Consider the following 18,203-nt stretch of genomic DNA (forward strand, 5'->3'; position numbering starts at 1 on the left):
ATGGATATTGGGTGATTGGCAACGGGTGCAGACATAAGTTGTCGTTTCTATGATCATGTTAAAGGTCTATTGCTCAGACATTTTCACGTCTATTCTAAATTAAAACACGTTGTTTTTGTACACTACCAAAATCATTTTGTTTTTACTGGTGTGTTCTAAAGCGACAAACTCAAAAACTTTGGTGTCATAACCATAGGCTTTGAGCAATAAAGCGCGGATGGTATCGGTTAACATTTCCGCCTGTTGCCCTGCATGAATGCCAAATTGCAGCATCGGTTGCAACACGCTTGGGCTTTGTAATTGTGGACGCAACTCTTTATGGCAACACGGCGCGCACATAATCATTTGTGCATTCAGGCGAATACCAGTATGAATTGCAAAATCGGTGGCGACATCACAGGCATGCAAAGCAATCATTACATCTAAATGTTCTGGCTGATAGGTGCGCACATCGCCCTGAAAAAAATCTAGCTGCTGAAAGTCTGAAGCACTCGCCACCGACTGACAAAACTCAACCATTTTCGAGTTTAGTTCCACCCCAGTCACAAAAGGAAGAAATTGCTGCTTTTGCAAATAGTCATATAACGCAAAAGTTAAATAGCCTTTGCCTGAGCCAAAATCCACCACGCGCACAGTATTTTCCGAAATTTTGATTTGCGCCAAAGCCCCCGAAAAAATTTCAATGAATTTATTAATCTGTTTCCATTTACGCGCCATGCTCGGAATAATTTGCGCTTTGGCATCGCTAATCCCCAAGTGTTGTAAAAATGGGCTGGATTGATCGACATAACGCTGCTTTTCTCGGTCATGTCCTTGCGGTTCTTTCGGTTTCGCTATAGTCGGTGCTGTTTTACTAATGCTGAGCATGGCTTTCTTTTTGTTCTTTTTTAGCTGAATTTCCTGATCTGTCGTAAATAAATTGGCCTGTTTACAATCTGCCAATAAGTGACTCAATTGTATCTGTGCTTCTGCCAAAGGATAGTTTTTGGTGATATCCTGCGTTTTATGGCGATACAAACAAGTTAAAACGGTGTCTTGATTTAGCTGAATCACCCGTAAGGTGATTTTTTCTAATTGTTCCAGTTCGCCTTTATATTGACTCAGCACCACACGATCAAGCTTTTGTGTATCAATGGCTTGCTGAAAAGCCTCTAAGAATTGTTGTTCCTGCACAGAGGGAGAAGCCAAAGTCGACATAATAAAAACCTGAAAAAATTACAATTCAAGTTTAATTGTTATTACCCTAAAAGCAAAATTGAATTACGATACAGTTGTATAATTAAAGAAATTAAAGCAGATTCGCCATGAAATTAAATGCCCCTTTAGTGCCTGATTATGACCTGCAAGAAGAACGGATTAACTATCTGAGCCATGGTGTTGGTGCGGCTTTGGCATTTATTGCAGGTATTCTTTTAATCATTAAAGGTGCGTATTTAAGTACGGGACAATGGCTAGGTTTGTGGGCCTATGCAATAAGCATGGTACTGCTTTTTTCTGCTTCAATGCTGTATCACATGGCAACCGCAGCAGACCGTCGTTATTTTTATAAAAAGTTAGATCACACCGCAATTTATTATTTAATTGCAGGGACTTATACCCCATTTTTATCCATCGCGATTCCTACTCAAAAAGCACAATATTTGTTAATTGCCCTGTGGATTATTGCCCTGATTGGCACCCTATTTAAACTGGTATTTATCAACCGTTTTCATAAAATTTCTTTAATTGCCTACTTGGTGATGGGTTGGTTAGCCGTTCTGGTCATGGACGATATGCAAGCCTATTTAAGCAGCCAAGCCCTGACCTTTTTGCTAATTGGCGGCATTGCCTACACCGTGGGTGCATTGTTTTATGCCTTAAAACGCGTAAGATATACCCACGCAATTTGGCATGTATTTGTCCTAATTGGTGCAGGCGCACACTTTCTGGCAATTTATCTGTATGTGATTTAACGCTGAATATCGCTCATGTCTTACAGATAAAACGATCAGATTTGAATGGTGTTCATGGATGCAGTTTTGTAACCGACTTCTTGTTCAAAAAAGTATAACTACAAGAAGTATCTACTATTTTTCTGCCAGTGCGGTCTGTGCCAAATTGCACTTTCATTTAAAATTCACTTTACATAAGGTCCTGTATGGCATCTTCATCTACTGCTGCCGCTGAACAGCCGACTCAAAATTCTAAATTTCGAGTACTGACTGCAAGCTTGGTCGGTACCACCATCGAGTTTTTTGACTTTTATATCTACGCCACTGCGGCAGTCATTATTTTCCCGTATCTGTTCTTTCCGACCAGTACTGACCCAATGACGGCAACCATTCAATCTCTCGCCACCTTTGCAATTGCCTTTATCGCCCGTCCAATTGGCGCAGCTTTATTTGGACATTTAGGAGATCGGATTGGACGCAAAGCCACTTTGGTCGCGGCATTATTGACCATGGGAATTTCTACAGTCTGTATTGGTTTACTGCCGACGTATGCACAAATTGGGATTATCGCGCCATTACTGTTGGCGTTGTGTCGCTTAGGGCAAGGTTTAGGCTTGGGCGGTGAATGGTCGGGAGCAGTACTGTTAGCCACAGAAAATGCCCCTGAAGGTAAACGTGCTTGGTATGGCATGTTCCCACAATTGGGCGCTCCGATTGGTTTTATTCTTGCCACAGGTTCATTCCTTATTTTAGGTGCGCTGATGTCTGAGCAAGACTTTATGACATGGGGCTGGCGCATCCCGTTTATTTCGAGTGCCTTATTGGTGATTGTCGGTTTATGGATTCGCTTAAAACTGCATGAAACGCCTGCCTTCCAAAAAGTGTTGAATAAACAAAAAGAAGTCAATGTGCCATTTATTCAGGTCTTTAAAAAACACGCTAAAATGTTAGTGCTCGGTACAATCGCTGCAATTTGTACCTTTGTGGTGTTTTATCTGACTACGGTATTTGCCTTGCAATGGGGCACCAAACAACTGGGTTATTCACGTGAAGAATTCTTAAAACTTCAACTACTAGCCACATTGTGTTTTGCTGCTTTTATTCCCCTCTCAGCCGTTTTAGCCGAAAAATTTGGACGTAAAACCACCTCTATCGCAGTGTGCATCATCTCTGCAATTTTTGGCTTATTTTTTGCCGACATGCTTGCTTCAGGCAGCACGTGGATTGTATTTATTTTCCTGTGTATTGGCTTGGCAATTATGGGACTTACTTACGGGCCCATTGGTACAGTATTGTCTGAAATTTTCCCAACATCTGTACGCTATACAGGCTCCGCACTCACCTTTAACTTGGCGGGTATTTTTGGCGCATCGTTTGCCCCACTCATTGCCACCAAACTTGCCACCACTTATGGCTTGGCTGCAGTTGGTTATTATTTAAGTGCAGCATCCATCTTGTCTTTAATCGCATTTTTAATGATTCGAGAAACCAAGCATGATGATGTAAACAATCAAATTTAAGCGCAAAAATTGCATCAAAAAACCAGCCTCGGCTGGTTTTTTTCATGTAGGCGATGGTGACGGTGCTTACAATAATTCAATAATATCAATCGTGGGCGGCACACCAAAACGAAAAGGAACACCGACCATTCCTGTCCCTACAGTCACAAATACATCGGCATGATCATGGCGATATAACCCCTTTTTATGCCCTAAAATAGATACTTTTTTCATCACATAATCGGTCAGCCACGGCAGTTCAACCTGCCCACCATGGGTATGTCCTGCCAACATCAACGGACGTGTCGGCAATTTTGGCACCATATCCACTGTATCGGGGTTATGTGATAACAACACCCACGGCTTATCCTGAGGTAAATCGGGCATATAGCGCATGTCGGTTTTACCTGCCCATAAATCGCCAATACCGAGCAAACGAAACTCATCAAACTCGACAATTCTACCTTCAATATCAATCACGTTATTTTGTTCTAAAGCCGTTTTTAACAGCTCTTGAATGGGCGGGCCAGGATACTGCTCATCATGATTACCATTTACCGAATATACAGGCGCACAAATTTCTTTTAATACCGCCAATTCTTCGACCAATTTATTTTCAGGCTCATAAGTCCAGTCGCCTGCTACAACGACAATATCGGGGTTTTGCAAATTGAGTTTTTTCACAATTTGCTTCAATTGACGCTCATGCCCAGAAAACAAGCCAATATGTAAATCTGCAATTAAAGCAATTTTGACAGGCTTTAATAAACGGCGATCTGCATGAATTTGATATTTGGTAGTTTTGACTTGAATCAAATGCGGTTCAATAAAACGCGCATAGCTCAACACAGCACTGACTAAAAATACAAAAATCGCTTCGTGGATGGAGTAATAGCCCTGAATACCCGCATAGACACTAAAAAAAACCAAAGGCGGCAACAGGTAAGACAAATAAAATGCCAACAAATGCACAAAGGCCTTAAACGGGTGAATGGTTTCTGTATTGGCCTGACTGCGCCATGCTTGCGAAACTGCCCACAGCGCCAAAATTGCCATACCCATATAGAAATACAACACGACTGAATCGTTATCCCACATATTTATTCTCTATTACTTCATACTTCTGCTATTCAATGCTGCGCTAAACCCAGATGTCGCATTTAACCCACACACGTCATATATCTGTATTGTCATATTTATCTTTTCATAGCTGACAATTATACTCAAACCCTATTTTTAACTTATTTGCTCCTCGTGCTAAAAAGGAATTTAATTTGGCAAACCGCAGCTCATCCGCTCCATTTCAAAATATTCGGCACAACGTCTTGTGGCTGAGTTGCGCCTTCGTTTTGACACTCTCAGGCTGTAGCACGCTGCCCAAACAAATTGAACATCCGATCCAGATGGCGTTTGAAACCCCAACCGATCAAACCAGTTTGGCCAAAATTGTACTGCCGCTACGCGAAAAATATCCGCAGCTTACGGGTTATCATGTCCTGTATGATCCGCTCGAAGCCCTAGCAGCACGTATCTATCTGATTAATAAAGCAGAAAAATCTTTAGATTTACAATATTATATTTGGGATAACGATAAAATTGGCGCGCTTGCACTACACGCCATTATTCGTGCGGCAGATCGTGGGGTGAAAGTCCGCTTATTGGTCGATGATAACAATGCCAAAAAAATGGAAGGCATTTATCTCGCGCTCGATCAACACGTCAACATCGACATCAAACTGTATAATCCATATCGCTTTCGACATTATCGTGCCATGGACATGATTTTGGATTTGAAGCGTATTAACCGTCGTATGCACAACAAAAGCTTTATTGCCGATAACCAAATTTCTCTGATTGGTGGGCGCAATATGAGCAATCAATACTATAACGTCAGCGACAATTATCAATTTTCTGATGTCGATGTGATGTTAGTCGGCTCGGCTTCGGATGAAATTATTCACTCTTTTGATGAATACTGGAATGATGACTATGCTTATTCAGTCAAGCAATTGGTCAATCCACAACATTACACCTTGCGTTATGAAAGCTTAAAACAGCAATTAGAACAGCACGATCAAGAAGCCACCGTACAAAATTATTTAGATTTGGTGACTCGTTCTAAAGCGATTGAACAGTGGATGACGCGTAGTATTAAGTTCGATTGGGTCAGTGCTGAAGTGGTCAAAGATGCGCCGAGTAAAATTAAAGACCGCGCCTCAAAAGAAGAACATCTCAACTTTCAATTGCTGACGCATTTAGAGAAGCCAAGCAGTAGTGTCGATATTATTTCTGCGTATTTTGTCCCTGAACAATCGGGGGCAGAAAAACTAAAAGACTTGGCGGATGATGGCGTTCAGGTACGCGTACTGACCAACTCCTTTAAAGCCAACGATGTTCCTGTGGTGCATGCTTTTTACGCCAAATATCGAGAAGATTTATTGGCAAATAACGTGCAGCTGTATGAGTTTTTGGCGCGACCTGAAATGGAAAACCTAAACACACATACGCACGAAATTTCCAAAAAAGCCAAAGTCAGTATGAAAGGTTTAAGCCGTTCTAGTTTACATGCCAAACTCATGGCATTGGATGAAAAACAGGTATTTATTGGTTCGTTTAATTTTGACCCACGCTCGGCATATTTAAATACTGAAATTGGAGTAATTTTAAATAGTCCACCATTGGCTCGCGCAGTTCACCAGACCATGGATGTCAATTTATCCAAATATGCTTATAAACTGGTTTTAGATGCGCAACAAAACATTCAATGGCAGATGAAAAATCCACAAGGCGAAACTCAAATTCTAAAAAAAGAACCAGGGATGAAATGGTATCAACGTGCGGCAATGAAAATTACCTCATGGCTGCCAATTGAAGGCTTTATGTAGCAACATAATATTGAAGCTGTTGGATGATGACCATTATTCTTAAAAAAATGTGATGTGCTTAGGCTATCTTTAACATGAAGATGCGCCTAAGCATGTTTTATGATGTCAGCACTTGTGGTTTTAATACCTGACGATGCAACTCAGCCAAACCTTCTGTCATGCGTTCCTGTACCACAGCAGTTAAAGATTCAATATCGTGCCCTTCTACCACAATTGCAGGTAACGCCATTAAATGCGCTGTCACTTTCGGCATTTCCAAAACATCTTTCACATGATCAACAAAGGTCATGTCATTAATAAACGGCGCAACAGTATCTAACTCACCTTGCTGATTCACATAACAAATCAGACAAATTTGCACAGGTCGTTTGGCTTCAATTGCTGCCCCTAAAATACGACCATGCACTTTTTTAATTTTGCTTCCATCTGACGTGGTCGCTTCAGGAAAAAATAATACAGGAATATCTTGTTTTAAAAATTGCGTGATTTGTTCACGAATTTTGACTGAATCGCCAGAGCCACGCTTAATAAATAGCGTCCCCCCACCTTTGGCTAACTTACCCAATAACGGCCATTTTTCAATTTCAGCTTTGGCCAGAAAAAATACCCGCGCACTAGAACCCAATACCGCTACATCTAACCACGAAATATGATTACTGACCCATAGCGCAGGGTCATGCGGAATTTCACCATGAATTTGCACTTCAATATTAAAAACTTTGCACAATTGACGGCAAAAATATTGCACATAGCGCGTATTGTTCGGGTTGTTGGTGTCTTTATACAATTGATGACGATAGACCAAATAAAACCCTTCACCAATCGCGCCAGCCGTTGCCAGAACTTTTTTGCTATACAAAGCAAGCTTTGCAAAACCATGAATTGGAGATGTGTGAGTTTCAACAGCTGGGTTCATAGGGTCATCACTAATTGTTAAACGCAAAACAACGTATAAAGGTCTATATTTTGCTCATTCTATACTGTTCAATCTGAACTTGCATTGATAATAAAAACCGAAACCTGCATGCAAACATGCGACTTTTGGCAAAATCTAAATAGATAAATTCTATATTGGGGTCATCCTTATAATTGAGTTTACATACGTTGATATAGCATCAAATCAGGGCGCAGGAAAAATCCAATCATCTATTTCCCTGCACAAACATTTTTTCTACTAGAATATAGCTTTAGCATGGAGATTGCGCTGAGTGGAAAATTTTGTGCCACCTCAAGATGGCGAGCGTGTTGTACTGGTCAGTGTCGCTGTCCAAATTTTAGAAGACCTAGATGCCGAAGAATTTCAGCTCTTGGCTGAATCTGCGGGTGCAGAAGTTTTACAACACGTCCACACTCAACGTAGTAAACCCGATGCCAAACTCTTTATTGGCTCAGGCAAAGCCGAAGAAATTGCCGCATTGGTCAAAGAACACGACGCCAATTTGGTCATTTTTGATCATGCACTCAGTCCTGCACAGGCACGTAATTTAGAAAAAGTGATGCAATGCCGTGTGGTTGACCGTACCGAACTCATTTTAGATATTTTTGCTCAACGCGCCCGCACTTACGAAGGTAAATTACAGGTCGAATTGGCACAATTACAACATTTATCTTCACGTTTGGTGCGTAGTCGCAGCAACTTAGACAGTCAAAAAGGCGGTATCGGCTTACGTGGTCCTGGGGAAACCTTGCTTGAAACTGACCGACGCTTATTGCGTATTCGCATGGGACAACTAAAAACCAAACTCGATAAAGTCCGTCAAACCCGTGCACAAGGTCGTGTGGCTCGGCAAAAAGCCGCCATTCCTACCGTTTCATTGGTCGGTTATACCAACGCAGGCAAATCGACCTTATTTAATATTTTGGCGCAAAGTGATGTCTATGCTGCTGACCAACTGTTTGCTACGCTTGACCCTACTTTACGGCGTTTAGAATGGGATGGCATCGGACGTCTGGTATTGGCCGACACCGTTGGCTTTGTAAGAAACCTATCTCACTCTTTGGTGGAATCTTTTAAAGCAACTTTGGAAGAAACCTTAGAAGCCAGTTTATTGCTGCATGTGATTGATTCAAGCAGCCCCGATGTGTTGGAACAAATTGAAGCAGTCGAAGGTGTGCTAAAAGAAATTGGCGCAGATGTACCTATTTTGCGGGTTTACAATAAAATTGATGTCTCAGGCGAAACAGCCAAAATTATCTATGAAAAACCGCATCAACCTGACCGTGTCTATGTATCGGCACATTCAGGGCAAGGTTTAGACTTGTTAAAACAAGCCGTACATGAATGTTTGATGGGGCAAATTCAAAAGTTTGATCTTAAATTACAACCTGCTTATGGCAAACTGCGCAATCAACTGTATGCGCTCAATGTCATTCAGGCAGAACAGTACGATGATGAAGGTCAATTACATCTACAAGTCAGCATGGCACCACATAAACTGGAACAACTGATTAAACAGGCACATTTACCGATAGACGAAATTTTAGGTGCACAGGCAGAACAATTTAAACGTCCGCTTGAAGCATTTGAAATTGACGATCAGATCGGTTAAAACGTGATAAGTAAAATTTTAATGAAAGATCAAAAATGAGCAGGATAAAACATATCGATTGGCCAGCATGGATCGGCACACTCCTTTTGATTATTGTGTTTCGTGAAGCCTCTGTATGGATCATGACCCAATTTAATCACCCAGAATTAGGCAATTTAGTCGGTTTGCTCAGCCTACTGGCGGTATTATTTACATGGCGCAAACTCAGTAAAATTCCTGCTCGTCTGGTCGATACCAACAACAAAATCATGAAAGAAAGTGCCTTTGCCTTTTTACCCATCAGCGCGGGTTCATTAATTATGCTCACGCACATGGGCAAACAAATTCCAATCTTCTTAATTGTGTTGTTTATCAGTACGCTGATCCCGCTTTGGCTGTATGCCAAAATGGCAAAACGCTGGCTTTAGGAGATTAAAATGCTGTCAATTCTATATGGTTTTTTAATCACTCTCGTTGCATATTTACTGGCAAAACCTTGCAACCAAAAAGTCCCGCAAATCCCTGTGATTGTCTTTGGCATGTGTTTTGTGTTGCTACTGTTGTATTTTTTCGGGATTCCATACGAAACTTACGTCGCACAAACCAACCCTTTGTTTAATCAATTATTGGGCTATGTGACAGTTGCACTCGCCATTCCTCTAGCAGCCATGCGTTATGACGATTTACCCCTCAAAGCGATTTTAGGTATTTTGTTCTTTGCCAGTCTTAGTGCTGTGGCGCTGCCGATGGGGCTTGCTTATGCGCTACATATGTCCAGTGCCGATATTATGGCATTTGCCACCCGTGCAGTGACCACGCCGATTGCGATTAATATCGCAACCTTATTAGAAGCACCGATTCAATTGGCAGTATTAATTGTGATTTTATCAGGTGTCGTGGGTGCTGCTTTTTCACCACTTATTTTAAGGCATATCAATGATGAACGTGCTTCAGGTTTGGCACTTGGCTTAGCTGCACATGCCATTGGTACTGCTCAAGCATGGCAACGTGGCAGTGTTGCAGGACGTTATGCTGCCTTTGGCATGGCAGTCAATGCAGTCTTTACCGCAGTTTGGCTGCCAACATTTATACTGTATTTACAAAGAATGTGACTGAGCAATCACTTTTAAAGATTGTGACCATTTCACTTTCTTTTTATTATGAAATATCCAGTTTGCGAAATGAAGGAACATTGAACATGGTCAAGATGAAACTCACCGTTGCCTTAATCTGCTCAGCCTTAGGTAGTTTTGCGCTGGCTCAAGATATTACAGGAACTTGGAAAAACATTGACGATAAAACGGGTTCATCTAAAGCCATTTTAGAAATTCGTCAGGAAAGCAATGGTAGCTATACCGCTAAAATCGTTAAAGTGACGCCACGCCCAGGTTACACACCAAGAGAAACCTGTGTCAACTGCCCTGCGCCTTATACCAACCAACCGATTTTAGGTATGGATGTACTCACTGGCTTAAAATATACAGGTAATTCCAATTTCACAGGCGGGAAAATTATTGACCCTTTAAGCGGCAATATTTACAGCACCAAAGCCAAATTGAGCAATAATGGTAAGCGTTTGACCATGCGCGGTTATGTCGGTGTATCGGCTTTAGGTCGCAGCCAAACTTGGATTAAAAGTGATTAATTTATAAGTTATTCCATCAACTTAATTAATTCACTTTTCACTTAAAATGCCACACGTTCGTGGCATTTTTCACATCTTTTCCAGCATTTTCCCTGCAAGTTTAAGATTAAAAATTTCCTCAAATCTCTTGACTCTTACCACAACTCGCTTTATATCTTGAATTAACCTCTGTAATAACTTTCGACAATCAAAGGAACTGATATGAAGAAAAATGTATTGATGGGTGTATTTGCAAGCTTAATCTTCAGTGGTTCAGCATTTGCTGCAGACCTAACAGGTATCTGGCAAAGTATTGATGACAAAACAGGTTCACCCAAAGCCCTGATTGAAATTACCCAAGCTGAAAATGGCAGCTTTACTGGTAAAATTATCAAAGTCACACCAAGACCGGGCTATACCCCAAAAACTATGTGTGTGAATTGCCCTGCACCTTATACCAACAAACCTTTGGTCGGTTTGGAAATTATTAGTGGCTTAAAGCATGTGGAAAATAACAACTATGCCGATGGGCGTATTTTAGATCCACTTACAGGCAAAATGTATAGCCTGAAAGGTCGTTTAGCATCTAATAATAAACGTCTCACTTTACGTGGTTACGTCGGAATTTCAGCCATTGGTCGGACACAAACGTGGATTCGCCAACAATAAGCGAGTAATTGTGTCTCATCGGTCATTTTTTCTGGATACTCGGGACTTTGTGTCCGTTAATTCACAGATTAGACTAGCCGCAAAGACCGAGTAAGGGAAATAAAATGATTCAGAAATTGGCTTTAGGAATAGCCGTCATCTTCGGCAGTCTAAGCACTTTGGCGATGGCACAAGATTTAGCAGGAACTTGGCAACAAATTGATGATAAAACAGGCTCACCCAAAGCTGTCATCGAAATTCGTAAAGAAGCCAATCAAACCTATACGGGTAAAATTGTGAAAGTAACCCCGCGTCCGGGTTATACCCCACGTGAACTTTGTAATAAATGCCCTGCGCCTTATACCGACCAACCTATTTTAGGGATGGATATTTTAAAAGGCTTACAACAAGTCAAAAACAGCAACAATTACGAAAAAGGACGCGTAATTGATCCATTGGCAGGTCGTATTTACGATGCAAAAATTCGCCTCAACTCAACAGGTAAACGTTTAACTTTACGTGCTTATATGGGTGTATCTACACTAGGTCGCAGTCAAACTTGGATTCGAATTCAATAAAATTCAAGATAAAAAATAGCCACCTCAATAGGTGGCTATTTTCATTTCATCATCACATTTTTAAATTTTAAAGATGAATGTTATTACCATTCTGCCAGCGGATTATCCACTGCAAACAATTGCTGATCTTCCAAACGATAAGCCACAAGCTGATTGCCCCACACACAACCGCCATCCACATTTTGAATATTGTCGGCTACCGTTTGTCCCTGCAATGCTGCCCAATGACCAAATACGATTTGATGTGTTTGCGCAGCTAAAGATGGATATTCAAACCACGGTTTAAAACCTTCTGGCATCGGATCATCTAAGGCATCTTTAAAGCTGAATTCCAAACCACCCTGTGCATTGGCTAAACGCATACGGGTCAAATAGTTGGTAATACAACGTAAACGCGCATGCCCCTCTAAATCATCCGACCAAACTGCAGGTTCTGCCCCATACATTTCCTTTAAGAATGCATCCACCACCTCAAAGTCCTCATGCCCAATCACCGCCTCAACTTCTTTTGCCAAAGCTGCGGTTTGTTCCGCATTCCAAATATGTGGAATACCTGCATGAGTTAAAATGGTGTTTTCATTAGGAAAAAGACACAATGGTTGTTTACGCAACCAATCAATCAAATCATCACTGTCAATTGCATCAATCACATCACGAGTGTTGTCTTGTGCTTTGATTTTCTTTAAGCCACGTGCGCCTGCCAACAAGGTTAAATCGTGATTGCCTAACACCGTTGCTGCAACGCCACGATCTACCAGTTTTTTAATAAAACGCAAAGCACCTACCGAGTTTTCACCCCGCGCGACTAAATCGCCTGCAAACCAAATAAAATCTTGATCGGGATCGAACTGTATTTCTTTTAATAACAGTTTTAAGGCTTCAAAGCAGCCCTGCACATCACCAATGACATAGTTGTATCGAATTGCTGCCATTAATTCACCATCTGATCTGCCAATGCGACAAATGCACTCAAACTTAAAGTTTCAGGACGTGCCATTGGGTCTACCCCTGCACGTTCAAACGCATCTTCAGCCAACATGCCTTTTAAGCTATTGCGCAATGTTTTACGACGTTGGGTAAATACATGCGCCACCAAACGTGCCAATGCTTTTTCATCTTTGGCAATAATCGGTTTAGTCACATAAGGCTCTAAACGGAATACTGCAGAAGTCACTTTAGGCGGTGGATTAAATGCGCCAGGCGGTACTTCAAACAAGAAGGTTGGCTTACAGTAATACTGCATCATCACCGATAAACGCCCATATTCTTTGGTATTCGGTTCAGCCGTGATACGATCTACCACTTCTTTTTGCAGCATAAAGTGCATGTCTTTAACTTTGTCACCAAACTCTAAGAGATGAAACAAAAGCGGCGTCGAAATGTTATACGGCAAGTTTCCAACCACACGTAGCGGGCGCCCTTCCTGAAATAACTCGGTAAAGTCATATTTCAGCGCATCACTTTCTACAATAGTTAAACGCTCAGGATGTGGCACACGTCCCGGTAAGCCTGCGGCCAAATCACGGTCTAATTCCACTACAGTCAAAGCATCACACTCACCAATTAAAGGTGAGGTCAATGCCGCTAAACCCGGTCCAATCTCGACAATATTATCGCCTGGACGTGGGTTCACTGAGCGGACAATTTTGGCAATCACGCGTTGATCATGCAAAAAGTTTTGACCAAAGCGTTTACGAGCCTGATGCCCTTCATCTTTTGGGTTTAGGGCATTAATTTGATACATAAAGATTTCCAAGCTGAAATTATGAACGTGCTAAATCCAGCGCTAAATCGACAGCAACATGCAAGCTAGAACTTTTCGCAAGTCCCGTACCTGCGAGGGAGAGCGCTGTGCCGTGATCGACTGAAGTGCGAATAAACGGTAAGCCTAAAGTAATATTGATTGCTTCACCAAAGCCCTGAGATTTTAACACAGGTAAACCCTGATCGTGATACATCGCTAAAACTGCATCGGCATCTTTTAAATTTTCTGGGGTAAATAAAGTATCTGCAGGTAAACTTAAACTGAGATTTTCACCGCGATTACGGTAATTTTGCAGCACAGGATTAATCACCTCAATTTCTTCCATGCCTAAATACCCATCTTCGCCCGCATGTGGGTTCAAACCACAGACCAATACTTTAGGATGTTCAATTTTAAACTTGCTTTTTAGATCGTGCAGCAAAATATCAATTACTTGTTCTAAACGTGTTTTGGTAATGGCATCTGCCACGGCACGTAAAGGTAAATGCGTGGTCGTCAAGGCAACGCGTAAGGTTTTGGTGGCTAACATCATCACCACACGCGCAACACCTGCAAACTCCTGATAATATTCAGTGTGCCCACTAAAAGAAATACCAGCTTCATTAATAATAGATTTTTGCACGGGTGCTGTCGCCACGCCCACACTCTTACCTGTCATTGCATAAGAAGCTGAGCGACGTAATTGCTCCAAAACGTAAGCTGCATTTTGTGCATTTAAATGCCCCAACTCAACATCTACAGCCAAAGGCACATGCTCAACATATAACTGCCCAAGCGCTGCAGGCTGTTGCTGACCTGAATATTCAATCAATTCGACTTGTTGCTTTAGAATTTCGGTGCGTTGTTGTAATAATTGATGATCTGCCAATACCACAATTGGACGCTCATCTTGTCGAGCTGCCAGACTTAGACAAATATCAGGTCCAATACCTGCAGGTTCACCACTGGTGACATATAAAGGGCGCATGCAGCTTCATCCACTATAGCTAGGTGTAGCTGAATTATAGCGCCATCCTGAGCAAAATTGTTTTATCTCCAATCTAATCTAAATCGGCTATCTAAGATGCCCATCTGATGCGCCCATTCCGAAATGCCAATCACGACCATACATAACAACAAACCTATAAATAGTATTTTGGGCGCTTGTTGAGTGACTGCTCGATAGTTTTGATCAGATAGACTCAACATGATGAAGCCACCGATGCCATATAGCATAAAAGGGAGCAAGGTGATGTGCATAAATACAGAATAGATTAAGATAAAAGCAAATACATCAGTACCATAAGCTGCACCTACCAACAAAAATGCCAGTTCATACAGAGCAATTAATGTGATGAAAAAACCTGCTATAAATTTTAGCAGTTTATTTGGTTTCGGCTTTAATGCTTCTGTCGTTAATGCTTTTGTCGTTGTAGCGACGCGTTCTAAATCATCAGACATAGTGATCCGTCCTCATCATTATTATTAGCTGCGACCATACAGAAAAAGCTAAAACAGCACTAGATAAAGAAGATCAATATCTGATTTTTACTGTCGTTAAATGGTCGCTAGAGGTGATTTTGCTTTTATAACCAAACTTGATAAAATATAGCGCTTAAAATGTGACTTTTCCATTGTAGTTCTACCCATTCTCAGGTAGAATTCGGACTCCTTTTTGTTTGGACAGCTTCCATAGTCCAAACCAACTATAATAGGTAGTGGTTTAATGAAAACTCTCAGCGCTAAGCCAGCTGAAGTTCAACACGACTGGTACGTTGTTGATGCTTCTGGCAAAACTCTAGGTCGCCTTGCGACAGAAATCGCTCGTCGTTTACGCGGTAAGCACAAAACTTCTTATACTCCTCACGTTGACACTGGCGACTACATCGTTGTCATCAATGCTGAGCAAGTTCAAGTGACTGGTAACAAATCACTTGACAAGAAATACTATCGCCACACTGGTTTCCCTGGTGGTATCCGTGAAACTAATTTCGAGAAATTAGTTGCTCACAAACCAGAAGAAATCTTCCAACGCGCTGTAAAAGGCATGTTGCCAAAAGGTCCTCTTGGTTATGCTATGATCAAGAAAATGAAAGTGTACGCTGGTGCTGAGCATCCTCACACAGCTCAACAGCCACAAGTTTTGGACATCTAAGGGATACAGCACATGGCTACTAACTATGGTACAGGTCGCCGTAAGACCGCAACTGCACGTGTTTTCTTATCAGCTGGTACAGGTAAACTCGTAATTAACAACCGTACTCTTGAGCAATATTTCGGTCGTGAAACTGCTCGTATGATCGTACGTCAACCATTAGAGCTTCTTGAAGCTACTGAAAAATATGACCTTTACATCACTGTTGCTGGTGGTGGTATTGGTGGTCAAGCTGGTGCAATCCGTCACGGTATTACTCGTGCATTGATCGCATCTGACGACACTTTAAAACCTGCTCTTCGTCAAGCTGGTTTCGTTACTCGTGATGCTCGTGAAGTTGAACGTAAGAAACTTGGTTTACGTAAAGCTCGTAAACGTCCACAATTCTCTAAACGTTAATTCGTTTACCGAATCGGACACAAAAAAAGCCTTGGATTTTCCAAGGCTTTTTTTTATGCAAATCAACGAGCTGAGCATTTTAAGTCAGATAAACAATTCGGATTCACATACACCAAAAATCAAAATTCAATACAGTCCAAAAATTGAAAACCAATCAACAAATATCTCATACACTTTTATCAGCTTTGCTGGGTGATTTTAGTGGCTAAGTTTAGTATCCTATTCTATTCATTTGGTTTTATTTCGGATTATGTCAGTCGAGAACGCACCCTTACAAGGCATTACCCTCTACAGTCATGCGGACGACTTTCGCTCACATTGGATTCGTTACGTTCTGGCCGAAAAACAAATCAAATATCAACTGATTTTGGTCGATTATGAAGATGAAGACCTCGCAAGCCTGAATCCGTATAATCAACTTCCAATGCTGCTAGAAAACGATTTAAAACTCTTTAATACTGCGATTATTTCCGAATATCTGGATGATCGTTATCGACAAAATAAACTTTATGCCGATGCACCTATGCCACGTGCAGAACAACGTCAATATATTTGGCGCTTTGAACAAGACTGGTTCAAACTTGCCGATCAGATGCTACGTCATCCTGATAGCTTAGATTACACAACACAGCGCGCTGCACAAAAAAAATTACGTGATACACTCATTTCACTGACACCATTATTTCAGCATTATCCTTATTTCATGTCAGAAAATTTCAGTATTTTAGATTGCATGCTGGCATCCTTATTTATACGGCTAAAAGCCATGGGCATAGAATTACCTCAACAACACTGTCGTCCAATTTTCCTGTATTGTCAGCGGATTTTTTCACGCCCTGCCTTCACTCAAGCAATGACTTTGCAAGAAAAAAATCGCTATCAAGAATTTTTAATTCATACTTAAAGAGCATATTATGTCTGAATCTGAAATCAATTTAAGTCCAACCCGTCCTTATTTAGCCCGCGCAATTTATGAATGGATTTGTGATAACCAACTCACACCACATTTATTGGTCGATGCTACACAGCCGAATACGCTTGTTCCTGAACAATTTATTCAGGATGGTCAGATTGTCCTAAATATCGTTCCACATGCAGTGCATGCCTTACACATGAGCAATGATGCAATCACCTTCTCTGCACGCTTTGGTGGCGTATCACGCGACTTATATGTACCTATGAATGCCGTCGTAGGTATCTATGCAAGAGAGAATGGACAAGGCTTATTCTTTGATCCAAGTGAGTATGCACATATCCAAAATGATCAAGATGCTTTAGAATCAAAGACTGAAGAAAAAACCGAACAAACTAAGAAAAAACCAAGCCTTAGATTATTAGATTAAAACAATGGAGTAGTGAATGGCTTTTGATTTAGTACAATATTTTGCAGCGCAGATTAAACTTCAAAAGCCCTCGCTTTTGAAACAATATAATGCTGTTGATCGCGACCAATATATTCAAGAAATCAATGCGCTGAGCTTAGGCAAACTGGTCAGTCTGTGGCGAGAAGACAACCAAAAACTTTATCAAGAAATTGATCATCAAGATGAATTATATATTCAGGAAATTGCACGTCGACTCACCACATCTCCACACAATCAGTCACCTCTCTCCAAAACTGAGCTTGAACAGAATATTAGTGAAGTCTTAGCCTTACAACTCACAGAGCTCAAGCAATTGGATCAAACCGGTAATTTTGGCCATAAAGGTCTAGGTGAATTATTGCTAGGTCAAATTGAACATTTATCTGGTCAAGCGGATGATTGGGTTTGGTCAACAAACGATCTAATAGAGTTAAAAGGTTCTAAACCAATTCCTCAAGAAGAGCTATCATTAGAGGCATCAATGAAGGAGTTTAATCAAATGGTACAACAACATACCCACGATGATCATCAAAATATTGAGCTTGTAGAAGCAATTGTACCCACTTGGTCTAAAGTACTAGAACCTATCGTTGCGATTGCGATTTTAGCAATTCTATGGTGTTCCGTTACTCAATTATTCGCTTAAATCAATCTTCTATCTAAGCCGTAATAAAACCATCATCATCTGATGGTTTTATTTTGCCTTCACTTTTTATAGTTTTTAATATTTTCCTTTCCGTATAAAAAAGCCCCCTTGACGTTTATGTCAAGGGGGCTTTGAATAATGAGCTGGCGATGACTTACTCTCACATGGGTAACCCCACACTACCATCAGCGCGAAGAGGTTT

20 protein-coding genes and 1 pseudogene are annotated in these 18,203 nt (G+C 41.1%); 14 read left to right on the plus strand and 7 right to left on the minus strand.

Annotated features, from left to right (window positions below):
• Window positions 1-108 precede the first annotated feature (108 nt).
• Window positions 109-1,197: pseudogene (locus FTT74_RS13125) on the minus strand (SAM-dependent methyltransferase); the annotation flags it as partial.
• A gap of 107 nt (window positions 1,198-1,304) precedes the next feature.
• Between FTT74_RS13125 and FTT74_RS13130 the strand changes: the two are divergent.
• Window positions 1,305-1,952, plus strand: a complete 648-nt coding sequence (locus FTT74_RS13130; RefSeq protein ID WP_004972459.1) for a hemolysin III family protein — start codon at window positions 1,305-1,307, stop codon at window positions 1,950-1,952.
• A gap of 185 nt (window positions 1,953-2,137) precedes the next feature.
• Entirely contained in the window at window positions 2,138-3,451 is a 1,314-nt protein-coding gene (locus FTT74_RS13135) for an MFS transporter (protein ID WP_004972461.1), read from the plus strand.
• Window positions 3,452-3,517: 66 nt separating this feature from the next.
• Here FTT74_RS13135 and FTT74_RS13140 read toward each other — a convergent pair whose 3' ends face one another.
• Complete coding sequence (locus tag FTT74_RS13140; protein ID WP_004972462.1) at window positions 3,518-4,528, minus strand: metallophosphoesterase; 1,011 nt, start codon at window positions 4,526-4,528, stop codon at window positions 3,518-3,520.
• A 176-nt stretch (window positions 4,529-4,704) separates the two neighbouring features.
• On the opposite strand from FTT74_RS13140, the gene FTT74_RS13145 reads away from it, so the two are divergent.
• Window positions 4,705-6,315, plus strand: coding sequence for a phospholipase D family protein (locus tag FTT74_RS13145; RefSeq protein WP_225530245.1), 1,611 nt, complete (start codon window positions 4,705-4,707; stop codon window positions 6,313-6,315).
• A gap of 97 nt (window positions 6,316-6,412) precedes the next feature.
• On the opposite strand, the gene FTT74_RS13150 is transcribed toward FTT74_RS13145, so the two are convergent.
• Entirely contained in the window at window positions 6,413-7,231 is an 819-nt protein-coding gene (locus FTT74_RS13150; protein WP_096901584.1) for a 1-acyl-sn-glycerol-3-phosphate acyltransferase, read from the minus strand.
• Window positions 7,232-7,523: 292 nt separating this feature from the next.
• Here FTT74_RS13150 and hflX point away from each other — a divergent pair, with 292 nt between their 5' ends.
• The 6 genes from hflX to FTT74_RS13180 all read left to right on the plus strand — a co-directional run bounded on the left by hflX (window position 7,524) and on the right by FTT74_RS13180 (window position 11,693).
• Window positions 7,524-8,864 carry a ribosome rescue GTPase HflX gene (gene hflX / locus FTT74_RS13155; protein WP_167845795.1) on the plus strand — a complete coding sequence of 447 codons (1,341 nt, stop codon included), beginning with the start codon at window positions 7,524-7,526 and terminating at the stop codon, window positions 8,862-8,864.
• A 35-nt stretch (window positions 8,865-8,899) separates the two neighbouring features.
• Complete coding sequence (locus tag FTT74_RS13160; RefSeq protein WP_004972466.1) at window positions 8,900-9,271, plus strand: hypothetical protein; 372 nt, start codon at window positions 8,900-8,902, stop codon at window positions 9,269-9,271.
• Window positions 9,272-9,280: 9 nt separating this feature from the next.
• Complete coding sequence (locus tag FTT74_RS13165) at window positions 9,281-9,955, plus strand: LrgB family protein (protein WP_004972468.1); 675 nt, start codon at window positions 9,281-9,283, stop codon at window positions 9,953-9,955.
• Between the two features lie 86 nt (window positions 9,956-10,041).
• Window positions 10,042-10,488 carry a DUF2147 domain-containing protein gene (locus tag FTT74_RS13170; protein WP_104853073.1) on the plus strand — a complete coding sequence of 149 codons (447 nt, stop codon included), beginning with the start codon at window positions 10,042-10,044 and terminating at the stop codon, window positions 10,486-10,488.
• A gap of 201 nt (window positions 10,489-10,689) precedes the next feature.
• Window positions 10,690-11,136, plus strand: coding sequence for a DUF2147 domain-containing protein (locus tag FTT74_RS13175; protein WP_004972472.1), 447 nt, complete (start codon window positions 10,690-10,692; stop codon window positions 11,134-11,136).
• 104 nt (window positions 11,137-11,240) lie between these two features.
• A complete protein-coding gene (locus tag FTT74_RS13180; protein ID WP_004972473.1) occupies window positions 11,241-11,693 on the plus strand; it encodes a DUF2147 domain-containing protein in 453 nt (150 codons plus the stop codon).
• An 83-nt stretch (window positions 11,694-11,776) separates the two neighbouring features.
• On the opposite strand, the gene FTT74_RS13185 is transcribed toward FTT74_RS13180, so the two are convergent.
• The 4 genes from FTT74_RS13185 to FTT74_RS13200 form a co-directional block, all read right to left on the minus strand.
• The gene (locus FTT74_RS13185; RefSeq protein WP_096901578.1) at window positions 11,777-12,625 is read right to left on the minus strand and encodes a symmetrical bis(5'-nucleosyl)-tetraphosphatase; all 849 of its coding nucleotides are present in this window, start codon (window positions 12,623-12,625) and stop codon (window positions 11,777-11,779) included.
• Window positions 12,625-13,437, minus strand: coding sequence for a 16S rRNA (adenine(1518)-N(6)/adenine(1519)-N(6))-dimethyltransferase RsmA (gene rsmA, locus FTT74_RS13190; protein WP_004972477.1), 813 nt, complete (start codon window positions 13,435-13,437; stop codon window positions 12,625-12,627). The genes FTT74_RS13185 and rsmA overlap by 1 nt, the downstream gene beginning before the upstream one ends.
• A gap of 19 nt (window positions 13,438-13,456) precedes the next feature.
• On the minus strand, window positions 13,457-14,425 hold the full coding sequence (gene pdxA, locus FTT74_RS13195; protein ID WP_179989162.1) for a 4-hydroxythreonine-4-phosphate dehydrogenase PdxA: 969 nt from the start codon (window positions 14,423-14,425) through the stop codon (window positions 13,457-13,459).
• Between the two features lie 62 nt (window positions 14,426-14,487).
• Window positions 14,488-14,898, minus strand: a complete 411-nt coding sequence (locus FTT74_RS13200) for a hypothetical protein (RefSeq protein WP_004972480.1) — start codon at window positions 14,896-14,898, stop codon at window positions 14,488-14,490.
• A 265-nt stretch (window positions 14,899-15,163) separates the two neighbouring features.
• Between FTT74_RS13200 and rplM the strand changes: the two genes are divergently transcribed.
• From rplM to FTT74_RS13225, 5 genes are all read left to right on the plus strand, one after another.
• The gene (gene rplM / locus FTT74_RS13205; RefSeq protein WP_004909012.1) at window positions 15,164-15,592 is read left to right on the plus strand and encodes a 50S ribosomal protein L13; all 429 of its coding nucleotides are present in this window, start codon (window positions 15,164-15,166) and stop codon (window positions 15,590-15,592) included.
• 12 nt (window positions 15,593-15,604) lie between these two features.
• The gene (gene rpsI / locus FTT74_RS13210) at window positions 15,605-15,991 is read left to right on the plus strand and encodes a 30S ribosomal protein S9 (protein ID WP_004972483.1); all 387 of its coding nucleotides are present in this window, start codon (window positions 15,605-15,607) and stop codon (window positions 15,989-15,991) included.
• Between the two features lie 250 nt (window positions 15,992-16,241).
• Window positions 16,242-16,895 (plus strand): glutathione S-transferase N-terminal domain-containing protein, encoded by a 654-nt coding sequence (locus tag FTT74_RS13215; protein WP_096901581.1) that lies wholly within the window; start codon window positions 16,242-16,244, stop codon window positions 16,893-16,895.
• Between the two features lie 10 nt (window positions 16,896-16,905).
• Complete coding sequence (locus FTT74_RS13220; protein ID WP_004972487.1) at window positions 16,906-17,334, plus strand: ClpXP protease specificity-enhancing factor; 429 nt, start codon at window positions 16,906-16,908, stop codon at window positions 17,332-17,334.
• Window positions 17,335-17,350: 16 nt separating this feature from the next.
• Window positions 17,351-18,001, plus strand: a complete 651-nt coding sequence (locus tag FTT74_RS13225; RefSeq protein WP_179989161.1) for a hypothetical protein — start codon at window positions 17,351-17,353, stop codon at window positions 17,999-18,001.
• Window positions 18,002-18,203 lie beyond the last annotated feature (202 nt).

Source organism: Acinetobacter sp. YH01007 (assembly GCF_013420425.1).
Lineage (GTDB): Bacteria > Pseudomonadota > Gammaproteobacteria > Pseudomonadales > Moraxellaceae > Acinetobacter > Acinetobacter towneri.

Bases quoted from the DNA above. Each gene is read 5' to 3' on its own strand.
- FTT74_RS13130 (WP_004972459.1), top strand. From the start codon at position 1,305: ATGAAATTAAATGCCCCTTTAGTGCCTGATTATGACCTGCAAGAAGAA.
- FTT74_RS13135 (WP_004972461.1), top strand. From the start codon at position 2,138: ATGGCATCTTCATCTACTGCTGCCGCTGAACAGCCGACTCAAAATTCT.
- FTT74_RS13140 (WP_004972462.1), bottom strand. From the start codon at position 4,528: ATGTGGGATAACGATTCAGTCGTGTTGTATTTCTATATGGGTATGGCA.
- FTT74_RS13150 (WP_096901584.1), bottom strand. From the start codon at position 7,231: ATGAACCCAGCTGTTGAAACTCACACATCTCCAATTCATGGTTTTGCA.
- FTT74_RS13160 (WP_004972466.1), top strand. From the start codon at position 8,900: ATGAGCAGGATAAAACATATCGATTGGCCAGCATGGATCGGCACACTC.
- FTT74_RS13165 (WP_004972468.1), top strand. From the start codon at position 9,281: ATGCTGTCAATTCTATATGGTTTTTTAATCACTCTCGTTGCATATTTA.
- FTT74_RS13170 (WP_104853073.1), top strand. From the start codon at position 10,042: ATGGTCAAGATGAAACTCACCGTTGCCTTAATCTGCTCAGCCTTAGGT.
- FTT74_RS13175 (WP_004972472.1), top strand. From the start codon at position 10,690: ATGAAGAAAAATGTATTGATGGGTGTATTTGCAAGCTTAATCTTCAGT.
- FTT74_RS13180 (WP_004972473.1), top strand. From the start codon at position 11,241: ATGATTCAGAAATTGGCTTTAGGAATAGCCGTCATCTTCGGCAGTCTA.
- FTT74_RS13185 (WP_096901578.1), bottom strand. From the start codon at position 12,625: ATGGCAGCAATTCGATACAACTATGTCATTGGTGATGTGCAGGGCTGC.
- rsmA (WP_004972477.1), bottom strand. From the start codon at position 13,437: ATGTATCAAATTAATGCCCTAAACCCAAAAGATGAAGGGCATCAGGCT.
- pdxA (WP_179989162.1), bottom strand. From the start codon at position 14,425: ATGCGCCCTTTATATGTCACCAGTGGTGAACCTGCAGGTATTGGACCT.
- FTT74_RS13200 (WP_004972480.1), bottom strand. From the start codon at position 14,898: ATGTCTGATGATTTAGAACGCGTCGCTACAACGACAAAAGCATTAACG.
- rplM (WP_004909012.1), top strand. From the start codon at position 15,164: ATGAAAACTCTCAGCGCTAAGCCAGCTGAAGTTCAACACGACTGGTAC.
- rpsI (WP_004972483.1), top strand. From the start codon at position 15,605: ATGGCTACTAACTATGGTACAGGTCGCCGTAAGACCGCAACTGCACGT.
- FTT74_RS13215 (WP_096901581.1), top strand. From the start codon at position 16,242: ATGTCAGTCGAGAACGCACCCTTACAAGGCATTACCCTCTACAGTCAT.
- FTT74_RS13220 (WP_004972487.1), top strand. From the start codon at position 16,906: ATGTCTGAATCTGAAATCAATTTAAGTCCAACCCGTCCTTATTTAGCC.
- FTT74_RS13225 (WP_179989161.1), top strand. From the start codon at position 17,351: ATGGCTTTTGATTTAGTACAATATTTTGCAGCGCAGATTAAACTTCAA.